The organism is Brevundimonas bacteroides DSM 4726 (assembly GCF_000701445.1).
In the GTDB taxonomy this organism is placed as follows: Bacteria; Pseudomonadota; Alphaproteobacteria; order Caulobacterales; family Caulobacteraceae; genus Brevundimonas; species Brevundimonas bacteroides.
In genome coordinates this window covers 40,948-57,037 of sequence record NZ_JNIX01000005.1, presented here as the reverse complement: position 1 = coordinate 57,037, position 16,090 = coordinate 40,948, and the positions used below count along the sequence as shown (strand labels likewise).

Genomic DNA, 16,090 nt, shown 5'->3' with positions numbered 1-16,090 from the left:
GCCGATCAGGCCGCCTCTTCCGAAGCCGGTTCCTTGGGCAGCACCTCGCCCACGGTCGGGCGGTTGGCGTGGAAATGGATCTCGGTGTCGCGGCGCTTGACGATCTCGCCACAGCAGGAACAGGCGACGCGCGGCTTGAGCTCGTGGCCGCAGGTGGTGTGTGTGAACGTCACGCCGGAATCGACCTCGCCATACAGGTGCTGGGAGCCCCAGCCGTGCATGACGATCAGCACGTCGGACAGGGCCCGGCCCTTGGCGGTCAGGACGTATTCGTTCCTCGGCGGGCGCTCGGAATAGAGTTGGGGCTCCAGGATGCCGTGCTGGACCAGGGTCTTGAGACGGGCGGCCAGAACGTTCCTGGCCACGCCCAGACGCTCCTGCCACTGCTCGAACCGCTTCACGCCCTGGAAGGCGTCGCGGATGACCAGCAGGGTCCAGGGGTCCCCGATCACCTCCAGCGTGGCGGCGATCGAGCAGCTCTGGCGAGAATAGTCGGCGGTTCGTCCCATGACAGGAAGGTGACGTCGCGTCAGCCGTTTGGCAAGAGGGTTGCCAAAAACGACGCGGTGAGTCAGTCTTGTTTGGCAACGAACATCGCGTCCTGCTCGCGGCGTTTTCTGCATTCCCTCGACTGGCGGGCGGAGGCGCGGGTCTCCGCCCGCCTTCCTTCGCCGGTGAGACCCATGACCCAGCAGACGCTCGCCGAGGCGATGGCCGTGAAGCCGTCGGAAGACGGAACACTGACGGCGCGGCTGACGCGGGACTTCTCCAACGCGCCCCTGGCGATGGACCCGGACCGGGGCGCGCCGTTCGGGGGACTGATGGCGGCTCTGGCGGCGCGGGCCGCGCGGGAAGGGATGGGAATCGCTCCGCCGTTGCAGACCCTGACGGTGCAGTATCTGGCGGCCGCCCGGTTCGAGGACTGCGCCTTCCGGCCCATGCTGCTGCGCGGAGGTCGGTCGGTGGCCTTCGCGCGAGTGGACGCCGGCCAGCCGGACCGGCCGGCGCTGTCGGCGCTGGCCACGTTCGGGCGGATGTCGCCGAGCCCGGAGGTGAAGCCGCTGCCTGCGCCGGTGACGCCCTTCGCTGATCTGGACGACACGCCGGTCGATCCGAACCTGGCACCCTGGTTCACACGTTACATCGAGCACCGCTTCGACGGCGGGCCGAGGCTGGGCGGCGGCAATACAATTGCCGACCCGACGCTGCGGCTGTGGATGCGGACGACCGATCACAAGCCACTGGACGAACTGGATCTGTGCTTCCTGCTGGACGGGATCTTTCCGTCCTACATGACGGTGATGCCGGCGCCGCCTGTGATCTCGGCGAGTGTGGACCTGCGCTTTGACTTCATCGGACCCTTGACGCCCGAGACGTCGCCCGAGGGGTGGGCGGTGTTCCAGTTCACGGTCCGGGATGTGGGTGGAGGATGGGCGCTGGACGACGGCGTGGCGTTCTCGCCGTCAGGAGCGCCGCTGGCGCTCGCCCGTCAGCGGCGCAAGCTGGCCCCGACCCGGCCCGCGCGGGAGGGCTGAAACGACACCGGCCGCCCCCGTCGCCGGGAGCGGCCGTCGTTTCCGTTCGGGAGAAGCCTCAGGAGCGGTAGTTCTGGATCCGCGTGGTGCGCAGGCCCTGCATGCCCCATTTGTCGATCGCCTTCTGCCAGGCCAGGAACTCCTCGGCCGTCAGGCGATAGCGGGTCAGGGCGTCGTCGAGCGTGATGAGACCGCCGCGGACGGCGGCGACCACCTCGGCCTTGCGCCGGATGACCCAGCGGTCGGTGTTGGCTGGCGGCAGATCGCGCATGGTCAGGGGCGTGCCCGTCGGACCGACCACGTACTGTTCGCCGTCCTTGTTGACGCGACGCTCTTGCAACATGGGCTTATGCCTCACTCACCACCACCAATGAGCGTGAATGTAGCGGGCGCCCGCTAAGGCCGAGTTTAGCGGCGTGGTGAACCAAGGGATAACAACCCTCATCGGTCCAAACGTCCGTTTCATTGATCTTTGAGTAAGAGTTCATTCAGTCTAACGAGGCGTTACCTGAAGATCAGCGTTTGATGCTGATCAATTCGGCCAGCATTTCATCGGCCGTGGTGATGATCTTTGACGAGGCGGAATAGGCCCGCTGAGTGGTGATCAGGCCGGTGAACTCCGCCGACAGGTCGACGGTGGAGGCCTCCAGTTGGCCCGCACCGATCAGCCCCGCGCCGCCGGTTCCCGGGGCCTTCAGGTTGTAAGTGCCCGAGCCTTGGCTGACCCGATAAGCGTTGCCGTTGGCGGTTGTCAGGCTGTCGGCGCTGGTGAATGTCGCCAGGGCCACCTGGGCGATGCGACGCGTCACGCCGTTGTCGAAGATGGCGGTGACATAGCCTTCGTCGTCGATCTCGATGTTCGACAGATTGCCGAAGGCGGTACCGTTGGTGACCACGGCCTGAACGATGGAGTCTGAGTCATACTGCGTCAGGCCGCCGGCCGAAGCGGTCAGGTCGAAGGTGACGGTTTGGTTGTCGATGCCCAGTGCGGTCGTCCACTTGGGTGCCGTCGCGCTGGGAGCCACGGTCGAATCCGAGCCGTTGAGCGTGACGGCTGCGGTCGCCGGATCGGCAAACAGCATGGAGCCGGGCGTCGCTGTCTCAGCGGCCACCATTCCATCGACGTCCAGACGACCATCCTGGGTGAAGAGGACCAGGCCAGACCGAAGGATGCCGTTCGCCGGGGCCGAACCGTTGTTGATGTCTGTCGCGGGAATGACATGAACCTCGGCCCGCCACTCGTTGGGGTTGGCAGTCTTGAGGAAGGAGTAAGCCAGGGTGCGCTGACCGCCCTTGGAATCCGATATCGGCACGGTGATCCGGAAGTCCGGCTTGAAGCCCGTTCCCGCCTCGGCGTCGTACGTGGCCATGTTGTTCGTCGCGACGTTGTAGGTCGCGATGTCTGGCGAGACCGGCTGGCTGGACTGCAAGTTGGCGTTCAGCTGGGCGCGAGTTGTAGCCTGGGCGGTCCCCCCGACCGAACCGACATTGATCGAGCGCAGCCGATTGAGATCGGACGGGTCTGTCTCAATGAGCCCGTCGGCATCGACCGGCCAGCCTTGCAAATACAAGCCGGCGGTGTTCTTCAGATAGCCGAAGCTGTCGACACGGAAGGCCCCTGAACGCGTAAACAGGCGGGCATCGCCCGCGTCCAGGTTCTCCGCTTGTTCGGTCACGACGAAGAAGCCTTGCCCCGCGATGCCCAAATCGGTCGAGGTGTTGGTACGCTGGAGCTGGCCGCCCTGACTGATGAAGTGGCGCTGGTTGGCGAGCACGCCGCCAGCGGAATAGCCGGTGCCAGTACTTTGCGAGTTGACCACGGTCGAGAACTCGGCGGCGGTGCGCTTGTAGCCCACCGTGTTCACGTTCGCGATGTTCTGCGAGATGGCGGCGAGCGCGGCGGAGTTGGCCGTCAGGCCCGAGACGCCGGCGAGGAGGGCGGAGTTGATGCTCATGGCGGGAGCTCCTTACGAAAGCAACTTCATGGGATTGAGGGCCGAGGCGATGGAGGCGATCAGGCCCTCGTCCTCGGGGGCGTCGGTGGTGGTTGTGTCGGCGGTCGTGGTCGCAGGTTCTTCGACGCCGATGACGGCGCTGAGCGGCACGATCGAGGATCCGATCGTCAGGTAGGGCTGGCCGTCGTAGAGCTCGACGCCAGTGACGCGGCCGCGGGTCAGGACCTGGGACTCGACGTCGGCCGAGCCGTTCTTGGCCACGACTTTCAGGGTGTAGACGCCGCCGTCGGCGAGCTGGCCGCCTGCGGTGGTCTTGCCGTCCCAGACGAAGTCGTGGGTTCCCTCGGCGCGGTCCGACGCCGGGCCGGTCCAGACGACATTGCCGGTGGAGTCCAGCACCTGCAGCTCGACCGAGGAGGCCGAGGCCGCGAGTTCGTAGGACCAGTTGGCCTCGCCGTCCTCCAGCCGGGTCGCGGACCAGGCGGCGGTGGCGTCCTTGCCGATGTAGGAGGTGGCGCCGGTCAGGCCGCCGCCCTGCTGGGCCTCCAGCAGGCTGGTCAGGAGGTCATTCGTCAGCAACTGCTGCTCGACCCCGGTCATCTGCGTCAGCTGGGCGGTGAATTCGTTGGAATCGAGCGGCGACAGGGGATCCTGGTTCTTCAGCTGGGCGGTGAGCAGGCTGAGGAAGGTCTCGAAGTTGGAGACGAGGCTGGTCCGGCTGGCATTTGTGCGGCTGGTCGCCTCGGTTGTGGTGATCGCATCGACCATGGGGTCAGACCTTCACATCGACGCCAGCGGGCGTCAGGCTGAGAGAAATCCAGGCCGGCGTCTGGAGCGAGAGATCGGCCTCGGCGGTCAGGCGCGAAGCGGCCCCGAAGGCGCGGGCGTTCCTGGGGTCGGCCTCGCGGTCGAAGGCCCCGCCCTGACCGGCGGACGGATCGCGCTCGGAGAAGGACAGGGCGTCGTCGGCGACGCTGAAGCCCGCCTCGATCAGCTGTCGACGCAGTTCGTCGGCTCGCCCGCGCAGTTCGGTCGCGGCGACCGGGTTGTCGAAGGCAAGGGTGGCGTGCAGTGCGCCATCGGCGTCGATGTCCAGGATCACATCGACACGGCCGAGGTCGTCAGGCGTCAGCGCCATCTCGAAGCGGGTGGAGCGGCCTTCCAGCTTGCGCACGATCTGTGCGGCGATCTGGGCGGTGGTCTCGACGGCGGCGCTCGAGAGGGTGGACAGGATCGGTGCGGAGGAGGCTTCAGCCGGGCGCGTCTCGGGAGCGGTTGACGGGCCGGACAGCGGCGCGGCGGGGGCGTCGTCAGCCGACGCGGGCGGGAGCACCGCTGCAGGGACCTCGATCGGCGACTTCGCGATAGTCGGCTCTGACAGGCTCGGCGTGGTCTTGGTCGCCGACGCGGTGTCGGTCGGGGCCTTAACGTCGGCGCGGGCACCCTCGGTTTCGGCTGAGGCCGCGCCTTGCGCCGACGGCCGGGCCAGCGCGCGGTCGATGATGTCGCGGACGCGAGCCGTCTCGGCGGGCGGCGTCGTGGGGGTGGCTGTCGCAGGAGCCTCGTTCCCGGCGTCGACCTCCGCCCCATCGGCAGCGGGGAGGGTTTCGGCGGTCGAGGCAGCCGCAGGCTCGACGGCCTTCGCCGGACGCAGCGGCGTGATTACGGCGGAGCGGGCGTTGGCGACATCTCGGGCGCGGTCGGAGGCGACCGGCGTCAGAGGTTTCGCCTCTTCGGCAGAGGCGGGATCGGGCTTGCGCAGGGTCTCTTCGGCCTGTCCAGCGTCGACGGCGACAGGAGGGGCCTCGGCCGACTTTCCGCGCGAGGTGGTCTCGGTCGAGCGGGACGGCTGAGCCGTCTCAGCCAGCATCTGGTCAGCCGCCTCGGTCGCGTCAGAGAAGCCAGCCACTGAAGCGGTTTCGGCATCAAGGGACGGCGAGACGGCAGGTGCGACGGGAGAGGCTGTCGCTTCCGAGGTCACGCCGTCCGCCGCGAGGAGGACGGTCTGGACGGCCAGCGGCGAAGGAAGGACCGCGGTGACGGCCGGGGCGGGCGTCGCCGTGTCGTTCGCGGGCTGACCGGGTTCGGACGCGGAAGCTTGCTCGACCGGGGGCTGCGGGGCTGCTTCGGCCTTGGAAGCGGGCTCGGGGGCGGGCTCGGCCGGACCAGCCGCTTCCAATGCGGCACTGAAGGTGTCGGCGTTCGAGGCCGCGCGCGCATCGACCTTCGCGCCCTTCGCAGGGGTGGACGGTGCGACGACTGGCAGAAGGACGGCGGCGGACATGAGCGCAGGCGGCTTTGGTCTGGAGGGGTGTGGCGCCTGCTGCACCGGAACATTCGCCGGCCCCGTCGCAAGCGGCGGGCCAGATGCGGGAACAGCTCGTAAGATACGGAAAACGTGTAAGAACCGGATCGGCCTGCAGAGGCCGGGTTTCGCGCCGCGCCGATCATTCTTGCCGTGCGACGGACGGTTTTTGCCCGGCATCCCGCCGATGCGCCGGGCTGGCCCGCGGCTTGCGCGTCGTTTCCCGCATGAAGCGGTCGTCAGATCATTTATCGAATGAAATCAGCGGTGTCGTGACCGACCCCTCGCGCGCGGCTGGGCAAAGTTCGCAAGGCTGCGGGCAGGGCTTGCCGGGTGGAGGGTTAATCCGATGAGTTTGAACACCATCCTGAACATCGCCAACTCGGGCCTGCAGACCGCCCAGACGCAGCTGCGGGTGGTCTCGGACAACGTCTCCAACGTCAACACGCCCGGCTATGTCCGCAAGATCGCCGACCAGCAGTCCCTGTCGACCCAAGGCGTCGGCACGGGCGTGGAGATCGCGCGGATCCGTCTGGCCACCGACCGCTTTCTCCAGGCCGCCAGCCTGTCGGCCGGGGCCGAGGCCAGCCGCCAGGGCGTGCGCTATGAACTGTATGACCGCATCCAGTCGCTGTTTGGGGATCCGGGCGGAGACACGGGCTTCTTCTCCCAGATCGACGACATCTTCTCGTCCTTCGCCGTCGCCGCCGAAGACCCGACCTCGGCGCCGCGGCGCCAGGACGCCCTGTTCAAGGCCCAGAGCGTCTTCGACGAGGCCGAGCGCATCTCGGGCCAGATCCAGGCCGTGCGCGAGGACGCCGACGGCCGCATCGAGAGCGCCGTCGAGAAGGCCAACAGCCTGCTGCAGCAGATCGAGACCCTGAACCTGGACATCGCCCGGGCCGTGGTGCTGGACGGCGACGCCTCGGGCGCCCAGACCCAGCAGGCGCGGCTAGTCAGCGAGCTGTCGTCCATCCTGGATGTGCAGGTGACGCAGCGTTCGGTCGGCGGGGTGTCGATCCGCACCAGCGCGGGCGTGCTGCTGGCCGGCAACGGCGCCGCCACACTGGAATACAATCGTGCGGGCACCGTCAACGCCGAGACGGCCTTCAATGAAATCTGGGTCACCGAGCCTGGCGCGACCAAGCGGGCTTTGGCCGAAGGGCTGAAGTCCGGCGAGATCAAGGGTCTGCTGGAGCTGCGCGACGTCGACGCGCCGCAGACCGCCGAACGTCTGGCCGAACTGGTCACCCGAATCGCCGACGAGCTGAACCGCGCCCACAACGCCAACTCCTCGGTGCCTGCGCCGACGGCCCTGACCGGCAAGAACGTGGGCCAAGCGCTGGCGACGGCGGTCACCGGCTTCACCGGAGGAACAACGATCGCCGTGGTCAATCCGACTACCGGCGCGATCACAACCCGGGCCGACATCGTTTTCTCGGGCGGGACGTTGACGATCAATGGGGCAGCCTCGACGCCTGCGAACTTCCTGACCGACCTGAACGCCGCGCTGGGCGGGGCGGCGACGGCCAGCTTCACCGGGGGGCGTCTGTCGATCACGGCTGCGGGCGGCAACGGTGTGGCGGTGGCGGATGATCCGACCAGTCCGAGCGCAAAGGCCGGGCGGGGCTTCTCGCACTATTTCGGACTGAACGACCTGATCTCGAGCGACCGCCCGTCGCTCTACGATATGGGGCTGACGGCGGGCTCGGCCCACGGCTTCACGGCAGGTGAGACCCTGACGTTCCGCTTCACCGACGGCGACGGCTCGCGGCTGCGTGACATCCAGGTGGCGATCCCCGCCGGTGGCACGGTCGGGGACCTGGTCACTGCGCTTAACAGCACGGCAACGGGCGTCGGCCGCTACGGCTCCTATGCTCTGGATACGACGACGGGCGAGCTCAAGTTCACCGGCATCGGCGACCCGACCCCGCGCCTGTCGGTGTTGCAGGACACGACCACTCAGGTTCCGTCCGGCGTTTCGGCGACCGAGCTGTTCGGGCTGGGGGGCGGCGTGCGGGCGTCGCGCGCTGACGGATTCAAGGTGCGCACCGACATCCAGCAGAGCCCGTCCAGACTCGCGCTGGCCCAACTGAACCTGTTGGCGGCCCCCGGCACGACATCGCTGTCGACCGGAGATGGTCGCGGCGCCTTGTCTCTGGCCGACGCCGGTCAGGTGACGGCAAGGTTTTCGGCTGCCGGAGATAGTCCGGGCGGGAGCCTGTCTGTTTCGCGCTATGCGTCCGAACTGTCCGGTGAGATCGGCGGCAAGGCCCAGTCGGCCAAGACACGGCGCGACAGCGCCGTCGCCCTGTCGACCGAGGCCAACGCTCGCCAGTCGAACCATGAGGGCGTCAATCTGGACGAGGAGCTGGTGCTGATGACCACCTATCAGCAGGCCTTCAACGCCTCGGCCCGGCTGATCCAGGCGGCCAGCGAGATGTACGACACGCTTCTGAGGATGATCTGATGAGCCGCGTCTCCACCACAGGAAATTATCAGTCGGCCCTGCTTGATCTGATGGCCTCGCAGCAGCGGCAGGCCGACGCATCCGAGCGAGTATCGACCCAGAAGGTCGCCACCGACATGACCGGCTTCGGCCGGGGCGCTGAGACCCTGACGGCGCTGAAGGGCGCGGTCAGCCGGGTGCAGGGCTTTCTGGATACCGGCGAGGTCGTGGCGGCCCGTCTGGAAGCCCAGGATCTGGCGCTGAACCAGATGATCGATGGAGTCGCTGGCGCGCGCGAGGCGGTCGGCAACGTCCTATCGTCGGATTCGGCCGGCACCCTGATGCTGGAGCTGGAAGGCTACTTCATGTCGGTGTCGAACGGGCTCAACGCGCGTCACCAGGGCGGCTATCTGTTCGCCGGGGCGGACACGTCAAACGCGCCGGTGTCGGTGGGTACCCTGAGCGATCTGGCAGCCGCCGCCAGTGTCGCCTCCGTGTTTGGCAACGACACCATCAAGCCAGTGTCGCGCGTGGCGGAGAACACGTCGGTTGAGACTGGCTACCTGGCCAATGAGTTGGGAACGGACATCTTCCAGATCTTCCGCGACATCAAGGCATATCACGACAATCCCGCGACCGGCCCTCTGACGGGCAAGCCGACGGAGGCGCAGAAGACCTTTCTGACCGCTCAGCTCTCGCGGCTGGACGCGGCGAGGAACGCCACCGTCGACGTGGCGTCGCGGAACGGCTCCCTGCAGAAGCGCATCGACCAGATGGCTGTCAGCCATACGGCCCAGATCACCTCGCTGAACGAGCTTGTGTCGGACCGGACCGATGCGGACCTGGCGCAGGCGGTGACGGACCTGCAGCTGGCGCAGGTGGCGGTGCAGGCCTCGGCCCAGGTGGTCAGTCAACTGCGGGAAGTGACGTTGCTCAACTATCTGCGGTGATCGCTGCGACACGGCGCCCCTAGCCAGAGTTCTTGAATGAGAACATAATGGCAACATATGGCGCAGCTGGATCTCAGACACAAACTCGCCGTGCTGGCGGATGCGGCGAAATATGACGCCTCATGCGCCTCGTCCGGCACGTCCAAGCGCGACAGCCGGGGCGGCAAGGGGATCGGCTCGACCGAGGGGATGGGCATCTGCCACGCCTATACGCCGGACGGGCGGTGCGTCAGCCTGCTCAAGATCTTGCTGACCAACTTCTGCATCTACGACTGCGTCTACTGCATCAACCGCGTATCTTCGAACGTGCAGCGGGCACGGTTCACCGTCGATGAGGTCGTCGAGCTGACCCTGAACTTCTACAAGAGGAACTATATCGAGGGGCTGTTTCTGTCGTCGGGGATCATCCGCAACGGCGACTACACGATGGAGCAGCTGGTTCTCGTGGCGAAAAAGCTGCGCGAGGAGCATCACTTCCGCGGCTACATCCACCTCAAGCTGATCCCCGAGGCCGATCCCAAGCTGGTGGAGGAGGCGGGACTGTACGCCGACCGCCTGTCGGCCAACATCGAGCTGCCGCGCGACGAGGCGATGGGTCGTCTGGCCCCGCAGAAGGATGTCGGCGTCATCAAAAAGGCCATGGCCGACGTGCGGCTGAAGGTGCAGGCGGCGAAGTCTGACAAGAAGGCCAGGGCGCGGCCGCCGAAGTTCGCCCCGGCCGGCCAGTCGACCCAGCTGATCGTCGGGGCTGACGGCGCGCCGGACACGGAGATCATCGACCGGTCTGCGTCGTTGTATGGCGGCTATGGACTACGCCGTGTCTACTACTCCGCGTTCAGCCCGATCCCGGACGCGAGCTCGGCGCTGCCGGTGACGAAGCCTCCTTTAATGCGGGAACATCGGCTGTATCAGGCCGACTGGCTGATGCGTTTCTACGGTTTCTCGCCGCCCGAGATCGGCGAGGCGACGACAGGCGGCATGCTCGATCTCGCCATCGACCCCAAGCTGGCCTGGGCGCTGAACAGGCGAGAGGAGTTCCCCGTCGACGTCAACAGCGCCCCGCGTGAGCGGCTGCTGCGCGTGCCGGGGCTGGGCGTGAAGTCGGTCGATCGCATGATTTCGGTCCGGCGCTACCGCACGCTGCGGCTCGAGGATGTCGCGCGGCTGTGTCGGGGCATCGACAAGGTGCGGCCGTTCATCACCACCCTGGACTGGACGCCGGGCGGCCTGACCGACGCGGTCGATCTGCGCGCGCGGATCGCGCCGGAACCGCGACCGGAACAGCTGACGTTGTTCTGAGATGGCGACCGCCGTCCTGGATCACGAGACCGACTTCGACGGCTGGCGCGCGGCGGCGCGGCGGTTCCGGCTGGCGGGCGTGGAACCGGCACAGGCGCGGTTCGTGGTGCCGGGTTCGGAGGCGTCGGGGGACCTGTTTTCGGCTGAAGCGACTGAGCATTCCGGGCCAACCCGTGAAGCGGCTTTCACTGTCCCCAAGGCCTTCGTGGAGGTCGCGCAGGAGGTGATCCTGCACCGCTCGGAAGACCGCCTCGACCTGCTCTACCGTTTGCTTTGGCGGCTGCGCGACCAGCCGGACCTGATGAAGGTCGTGTCCGACCGCGATGTCGCCGACGCCCTGGAGCGGGCCAAGAACGTCAGCCGCGCCTCGCACAAGATGAAGGCCTTCGTCCGGTTTCGCCTGATCGACGACGAGGATGGCGAACTCTATGTCGCCTGGTTCGAGCCCGCGCACCGGGTGCTGGAGAAGACGTCCGGCTTCTTCGTGCGGAGGTTCACGACCATGCGCTGGTCGATCCTGACGCCGGACGGCTCTTGCTTCTGGGACGGCGAGGCCCTGACCTTCGGCCCCGGCGCCCAGCCTGAGGACGCGCCGCAGGACGACGAGGTCGAGCAGTTCTGGAAGACCTATTACGCCTCGACCTTCAATCCGGCTCGGCTGAAGACGAAGACCATGCAGGGCGAAATGGCCAAACGGTACTGGAAGAATCTGCCCGAGGCCCAGCTGATCCCGGAACTGGTCGCGGCCTCGCACGCTCGCACCGAGACGATGGTCCAAGCGGCCCCTACAGAACCCAATGCCCGCCTGGCCAAGGCGATCGCCAGGTCCGCCCGCGACGGGTCGTTCGAGGAAGCCTTCATCGCCACGACGCTGGACGAGCTCAAGCACGCGGTTCAGGCGTGTCGCCGCTGTCCGCTCTGGCGCGATGCGACGCAGGGCGTGTGCGGCGAGGGGCCGAAAGAGGCCAAGCTGATGATCGTGGGCGAGCAGCCGGGCGATCAGGAGGATCTGGCCGGACGCCCCTTCGTCGGTCCGGCGGGGCAGGTGCTGAACGAGGCGCTGGAGGAGGCCGGCATCGATCGGGAGGACGTCTTTGTCACCAACGCCGTAAAGCACTTCAAGCACGAACCGCGCGGCAAGCGCCGCCTGCACAAGACGCCCGTCGCCAGCGAGGTCAGCGCCTGCCGCTGGTGGCTGGATCAGGAGCGGCGTTTGGTGAAGCCCGCCCTCACCCTGGCGCTGGGCGCGACGGCGTCGCTGGGCGTGCTGGGCCGCAAGGTCGCGGTGACGCAGGAGCGGGGCCAGCCCCTGTCCTTGCCAGATGGATCGACGGCGATGATCACGGTGCATCCCTCCTACCTGCTGCGCCTTCCGGACGAGGCGGCCAAGGCGCGCGAGCGGGAGCGGTTCGTGGACGATCTGAAGGCCGTCCGCGCCCGGCTCTGAGGCCACAAGTCATCACCTGTTGCAGAGCGACGACGCGCCCGCTTTGATGAGGGATGGGCGCAACCTGCGGCGTTCTCGATTCGCATTCGCTCCGCTAAGGGTGGCTTGATGAGAACGGCGGAATTCCAGATCGAGGAGGCCACGGGCGGGGGAACCCTGCTGCGGCTGTCCGGCGACTGGACCACCATGACGCTGGGCAAGGCGGCGGTGCGGCTGGGCGACGGCCTGGAAGGCCGGACCGTCGATCGGGTCGATGTCAGCGACCTGGGCCGGTTCGATACCGCAGGGGCCCTGGCCCTCGTGCAGGCGTCCGGGTGCGCCATCCCGAAGGACGCCTTCGCCGCACGGCCGGAAGCGGGCCGCATCTATGCGATGGTGGAGACGCTGGAGCGCCAGTCCGCCGGTCCCTTGCCGGCCAAAAAGTCCCTGACTCGGTTCTTCGCCAAGATCGGCCATGGCGTGCATGACGCCGGCGCTGAGTTCCTGCTGTCGATGGCATTCCTGGGTCGGCTGATGGCGGCGTCGGGCCATGCCCTGCGCCGTCCGGGCGAGATCCGTTGGGCGGCGTGGGTCAGCCAGGCGGACCGAGCCGGGCTGGACGCCCTGCCGATCATCGCCGTGACCAACTTCTTCATCGGCGCCGTCATCGCCTTTCTGGGCGCCAATCTGCTGACCCAGTTCGGGGCGGGGGTTTTCACGGTCCAGCTGGTGGCCGTGGCCGTGTTGCGCGAACTGGCGGTGCTGATCACCGCCATCCTGCTCGCCGGGCGGTCGGCGTCCTCCTTCGCGGCCGAGATCGGCTCAATGCGGATGAACCAGGAGGTCGACGCCATGCAGGTCATGGGCGTCAATCCGTTCCAGGCCCTGGTAATCCCCCGGCTCGCAGCGCTGCTGGTGATGATGCCGCTGCTGACCTTCGTCGGGATGCTGGCCGGGTTCATGGGCGGGGCGCTGGTGACCTGGAGCCAGCTCGATTACGGCCCGGCCTTCTTTATTCAGCGGGTCAGCGACGATCCCCTGATGGACACCCACCTGATGGTGGGCATGATCAAGGCGCCGGTGTTCGCCATCGTCATCGCCGCCATCGGCTGTCGCCAGGGCATGGCGGTTGCGGGCGACGTCGAGAGCCTGGGCCAGCGGGTCACCGCCGCCGTGGTTCAGGCCATCTTCGCCATCATCGCGCTGGACGCCGTCTTCGCCCTGATCTTTCTGGAGCTGAACCTGTGAGCCGCCCGCCCGCCACGACGGCCGCCAACGACGCAGGTTCCGAGAACCTGATCGAGGTGCGCGGTCTGCTGAGTCAGTTCGGCGAGCAGGTCATCCATCGCAACCTCGACCTCGACGTGAAGCGCGGTGAGGTGCTGGGCGTGGTCGGGGGCTCGGGCACCGGCAAGACCGTGCTGTTGAACTCCATCATCGGCCTGAAGGAACCCGAGGGCGGGACCATCCGCGTGTTCGGCCACGACCGGGGCGACCTGACCGAAGCCCAGGCCGCCGATATCGAACGCCGTACCGGCGTCCTGTTTCAGCAGGGCGCCCTGTTCAGCTCCCTGACCGTGCTGGAAAACGTCGCCGCGCCGATGGTCGAGCACACCCGGCTGCCTCACGACACCATCCGCGAGTTGGCGGAAATGAAGATCGCCATGGTCGGCCTGAAGCCCGAGAGCCACCACCAGAAGCCGGCGGAGCTGTCCGGCGGCATGAAGAAGCGCGTGGGCCTCGCCCGCGCCCTCTCGCTGGATCCGGAACTGATCTTTCTGGACGAACCGACTGCTGGGCTGGACCCCATCGGCGCGGCCGCGTTCGACGAACTGATCCGCAAGCTGTCGGACGATCTGGGCCTGACCGTCTTCATGATCACCCACGACCTCGATAGCCTGTACGCCATCTGCGACAAGGTCGCGGTGCTGGCCGACAAGCGGGTGATCGAGAAGGCCACGGTGCAGGAGCTGGAGAAATCCGACCACCCGTGGATCAAGGAATACTTTCTGGGGCCGCGCGGACGCGCCGCCACCAAGGCCGCATAAGGGGAGCGCCGTGGAACGAGACGCACATTACGCCGCCGTCGGCATCGCCACCGTCGCCCTTCTGGCGGCGCTGGCGGTGTTCACCATCTGGCTGGCCCGGCTGCAGTTCAACGACGAGTACGACCTGTACGACATCGTCTTCTACGGCCCCGTGCGCGGCCTGTCGGAAGGCGGCGAGGTTCACTTCAACGGCATCCGCGTCGGCGAGGTGACCGATCTGAACCTGGATCCGGAAAAGGGCGATCAGGTCATCGCGCGCGTGCGGCTGGATGCGACCACGCCTGTGCGGGTGACCAGCCGCGCCCAGCTGGAACCGCAGGGCATCACCGGCCTGAACTACATCCAGATCACGGCCGGGACCGACGGCTCGGCCCTGCTGAAGAGCCAGTACGCCGAGAACGTCGTGCCGGTGATCCAGTCCCAGCCCTCGCCGATCGCCGAGCTGCTGAGCGGATCGGGCACGGTGCTGGCCCAGACCGTGGACGCCCTGAACCGCATCAACCGCGTCCTGTCCGACGACAATGTCCGCAGCTTCTCGACCAGCCTGAGAAACGTCGAGGCTCTGACCACCGAGCTGGAAGCCCGCAAGGGCATGTTCGAGGACCTGGAGAAGGCGCTGGAATCCGCCAACGCCGCCATTGCCGAGTATCAGGCGCTGGGGGCCGAGGCGCGTGCTCTCGTCGAGGGCGATGGCCGGGAGGCCATTCAGAACATCAACGCGGCCACTGCCGACGCCCGCACCGCCATCGCCTCGATCAACCGCACGGCCAATGCGCTCGAGGGACCGGTCGGCGAGGTGGCGACCACCGGCGTGCCGCAGCTGCTGGAGGCCATCCAGGGGCTGGAGGAGGCGACGCAGTCGCTGCGCGGCCTGGTCGACGATGTGCGGGCTAGCCCGCGAGACTTCATCAGCCGCCCGGCATCCGAAGAACTGGAGGTCCAGCCGTGATCCGTTCGCTCGTTCTCGCGGCCGCCGCCGTCGCCCTGTCGGGATGCGCCCTGCTGTCCAGCCCCGATCCGGTGCAGCTGTATCGCTTTGGCGAAAGCGGTGGGACCACCGCCTCGGCCGTGACGGTCGCCACTCCGGTGCAGGTGCGGCTGAGGAACGTGGAGTTTCCTGCGGCGTCGCGGGGCGACCGCATCCTCGGCACCACGGGACAGGAAGCCGCCTACATCGCCGGAGCGCGATGGGTTTCGCCCGCCCAGCAGCTGATGTCGCAGAGCATCGAGAGCGCGTTCGGCGACCAGGCGCGCACCGTACGCCTTATCGGCCAGCGCGAGCTGACGCCCGCGACGCGCGTGCTGGACATCGACGTCCGGACCTTCGAGGCGCGCTATGATTATGCGGGTGCCGTGCCGGTCGTGACCATCAGCGCGCGCGCGCGGCTGCTGCGCTTCCCGGAACGCACGGTGGTGGCCGAGGAGGTGATCTCGGTCAGCGAGTCGGCCGGCGAGAACCGCGTCTCAGCCATCGCCCAGGCCTTCGACCTGGCGTCGCGGGAGTTCAACACCCGCCTGGTGACCTGGACGGAGGCGAACGCCGGCTAAGGACCCTAGGACCCGTCGGCTGTCGTGGAGTCGCCGCTGCGCCAGTCGCTGTCGCGGGCGTTCTCGTAGGCTTCACGCACTGCCTCACGCGGTCGTTCGGCCCCGAGCAGGGCCATCTGCTCGCTCCAGACTTCGGACAGGCGGCTGACGGTCGTCGTGACCCAGCCGGGCTCCTGCTGACGGACCCAGTTCTGGACCGAGGCGATGTTGAAGGTCAGCAGGAAGACCGTGGCGATGACGATCACCCGGCTGGTCCAGCGGCGGTCCCGCGCGGCGAGGCCTTCCTCGTCTGGCGGCTCCCCGGGCGGGAAGGCGAAACGGCCGAGCGCCAGCAACGGGTTGACGGGCTCGGGACCAGGCGCGGTCGGAAGGTCGTGGGCGTCGGCCGTCTGGATCCAGTCGCTTGGCGGATCGGTGAACGGAGGCTCAGCAGGCTGAGTCGGCGATGGCTCCGGATCATCCAGATAGGGCGTCGCCTCGTCTTGCAACGGCGGGAACGGCGACGGTGGCAACGTCGTGGGAAGAGGGGCCAGGGGGATGTCCGGATCGTCGGGGCGGTCGCTCATGTCACCGGC

At 67.5% G+C, this 16,090-nt stretch carries 15 protein-coding genes; 9 read left to right on the top strand and 6 right to left on the bottom strand.

The genetic code is table 11. From position 1 onward, the window contains the following. Positions 1-5: 5 nt before the first annotated feature. Positions 6-509: a winged helix-turn-helix transcriptional regulator gene (locus Q333_RS0102135; RefSeq protein WP_029415104.1), complete on the bottom strand. Its 504-nt coding sequence runs from the start codon at positions 507-509 to the stop codon at positions 6-8. A gap of 174 nt (positions 510-683) precedes the next feature. Between Q333_RS0102135 and Q333_RS0102130 the strand changes: the two genes are divergently transcribed. After that, entirely contained in the window at positions 684-1,535 is an 852-nt protein-coding gene (locus tag Q333_RS0102130) for an acyl-CoA thioesterase (RefSeq protein ID WP_029415103.1), read from the top strand. 58 nt (positions 1,536-1,593) lie between these two features. On the opposite strand, the gene sciP is transcribed toward Q333_RS0102130, so the two are convergent. The 4 genes from sciP to Q333_RS17805 form a co-directional block, all read right to left on the bottom strand. After that, positions 1,594-1,878 carry a CtrA inhibitor SciP gene (gene sciP, locus Q333_RS0102125; protein ID WP_029415102.1) on the bottom strand — a complete coding sequence of 95 codons (285 nt, stop codon included), beginning with the start codon at positions 1,876-1,878 and terminating at the stop codon, positions 1,594-1,596. Between the two features lie 172 nt (positions 1,879-2,050). Continuing rightward, positions 2,051-3,490, bottom strand: a complete 1,440-nt coding sequence (locus Q333_RS0102120; protein WP_029415101.1) for a flagellar hook protein FlgE — start codon at positions 3,488-3,490, stop codon at positions 2,051-2,053. Between the two features lie 12 nt (positions 3,491-3,502). Then, entirely contained in the window at positions 3,503-4,258 is a 756-nt protein-coding gene (locus tag Q333_RS0102115) for a flagellar hook assembly protein FlgD (RefSeq protein ID WP_029415100.1), read from the bottom strand. A 4-nt stretch (positions 4,259-4,262) separates the two neighbouring features. Beyond that, positions 4,263-5,774, bottom strand: a complete 1,512-nt coding sequence (locus Q333_RS17805; RefSeq protein ID WP_245591461.1) for a flagellar hook-length control protein FliK — start codon at positions 5,772-5,774, stop codon at positions 4,263-4,265. Between the two features lie 370 nt (positions 5,775-6,144). Here Q333_RS17805 and flgK point away from each other — a divergent pair, with 370 nt between their 5' ends. From flgK to Q333_RS0102070, 8 genes are all read left to right on the top strand, one after another. Next, a complete protein-coding gene (gene flgK / locus Q333_RS0102105) occupies positions 6,145-8,265 on the top strand; it encodes a flagellar hook-associated protein FlgK (RefSeq protein ID WP_029415098.1) in 2,121 nt (706 codons plus the stop codon). After that, positions 8,265-9,194, top strand: a complete 930-nt coding sequence (locus Q333_RS0102100) for a flagellin (RefSeq protein ID WP_029415097.1) — start codon at positions 8,265-8,267, stop codon at positions 9,192-9,194. The genes flgK and Q333_RS0102100 overlap by 1 nt, the downstream gene beginning before the upstream one ends. 57 nt (positions 9,195-9,251) lie before the next feature. After that, the gene (locus Q333_RS0102095; protein ID WP_029415096.1) at positions 9,252-10,493 is read left to right on the top strand and encodes a putative DNA modification/repair radical SAM protein; all 1,242 of its coding nucleotides are present in this window, start codon (positions 9,252-9,254) and stop codon (positions 10,491-10,493) included. A gap of 1 nt (position 10,494) precedes the next feature. After that, positions 10,495-11,940 (top strand): UdgX family uracil-DNA binding protein, encoded by a 1,446-nt coding sequence (locus tag Q333_RS0102090; protein ID WP_029415095.1) that lies wholly within the window; start codon positions 10,495-10,497, stop codon positions 11,938-11,940. Positions 11,941-12,048: 108 nt separating this feature from the next. Continuing rightward, a complete protein-coding gene (locus Q333_RS0102085; protein WP_029415094.1) occupies positions 12,049-13,167 on the top strand; it encodes an MlaE family ABC transporter permease in 1,119 nt (372 codons plus the stop codon). Next, positions 13,164-13,967 (top strand): ABC transporter ATP-binding protein, encoded by an 804-nt coding sequence (locus tag Q333_RS0102080; protein ID WP_029415093.1) that lies wholly within the window; start codon positions 13,164-13,166, stop codon positions 13,965-13,967. The genes Q333_RS0102085 and Q333_RS0102080 overlap by 4 nt, the downstream gene beginning before the upstream one ends. A gap of 10 nt (positions 13,968-13,977) precedes the next feature. Beyond that, positions 13,978-14,916 carry an MlaD family protein gene (locus tag Q333_RS0102075; protein ID WP_029415092.1) on the top strand — a complete coding sequence of 313 codons (939 nt, stop codon included), beginning with the start codon at positions 13,978-13,980 and terminating at the stop codon, positions 14,914-14,916. After that, a complete protein-coding gene (locus Q333_RS0102070; RefSeq protein WP_029415091.1) occupies positions 14,913-15,515 on the top strand; it encodes an ABC-type transport auxiliary lipoprotein family protein in 603 nt (200 codons plus the stop codon). The genes Q333_RS0102075 and Q333_RS0102070 overlap by 4 nt, the downstream gene beginning before the upstream one ends. A 5-nt stretch (positions 15,516-15,520) precedes the next feature. Here Q333_RS0102070 and Q333_RS0102065 read toward each other — a convergent pair whose 3' ends face one another. Continuing rightward, positions 15,521-16,081 carry a hypothetical protein gene (locus Q333_RS0102065; protein ID WP_029415090.1) on the bottom strand — a complete coding sequence of 187 codons (561 nt, stop codon included), beginning with the start codon at positions 16,079-16,081 and terminating at the stop codon, positions 15,521-15,523. Positions 16,082-16,090 lie beyond the last annotated feature (9 nt).

Coding starts and splice junctions, on each gene's coding strand:
- Q333_RS0102135 (WP_029415104.1), bottom strand. CDS start 509: ATGGGACGAACCGCCGACTATTCTCGCCAGAGCTGCTCGATCGCCGCC.
- Q333_RS0102130 (WP_029415103.1), top strand. CDS start 684: ATGACCCAGCAGACGCTCGCCGAGGCGATGGCCGTGAAGCCGTCGGAA.
- sciP (WP_029415102.1), bottom strand. CDS start 1,878: ATGTTGCAAGAGCGTCGCGTCAACAAGGACGGCGAACAGTACGTGGTC.
- Q333_RS0102120 (WP_029415101.1), bottom strand. CDS start 3,490: ATGAGCATCAACTCCGCCCTCCTCGCCGGCGTCTCGGGCCTGACGGCC.
- Q333_RS0102115 (WP_029415100.1), bottom strand. CDS start 4,258: ATGGTCGATGCGATCACCACAACCGAGGCGACCAGCCGCACAAATGCC.
- Q333_RS17805 (WP_245591461.1), bottom strand. CDS start 5,774: ATGTCCGCCGCCGTCCTTCTGCCAGTCGTCGCACCGTCCACCCCTGCG.
- flgK (WP_029415098.1), top strand. CDS start 6,145: ATGAGTTTGAACACCATCCTGAACATCGCCAACTCGGGCCTGCAGACC.
- Q333_RS0102100 (WP_029415097.1), top strand. CDS start 8,265: ATGAGCCGCGTCTCCACCACAGGAAATTATCAGTCGGCCCTGCTTGAT.
- Q333_RS0102095 (WP_029415096.1), top strand. CDS start 9,252: ATGGCGCAGCTGGATCTCAGACACAAACTCGCCGTGCTGGCGGATGCG.
- Q333_RS0102090 (WP_029415095.1), top strand. CDS start 10,495: ATGGCGACCGCCGTCCTGGATCACGAGACCGACTTCGACGGCTGGCGC.
- Q333_RS0102085 (WP_029415094.1), top strand. CDS start 12,049: ATGAGAACGGCGGAATTCCAGATCGAGGAGGCCACGGGCGGGGGAACC.
- Q333_RS0102065 (WP_029415090.1), bottom strand. CDS start 16,081: ATGAGCGACCGCCCCGACGATCCGGACATCCCCCTGGCCCCTCTTCCC.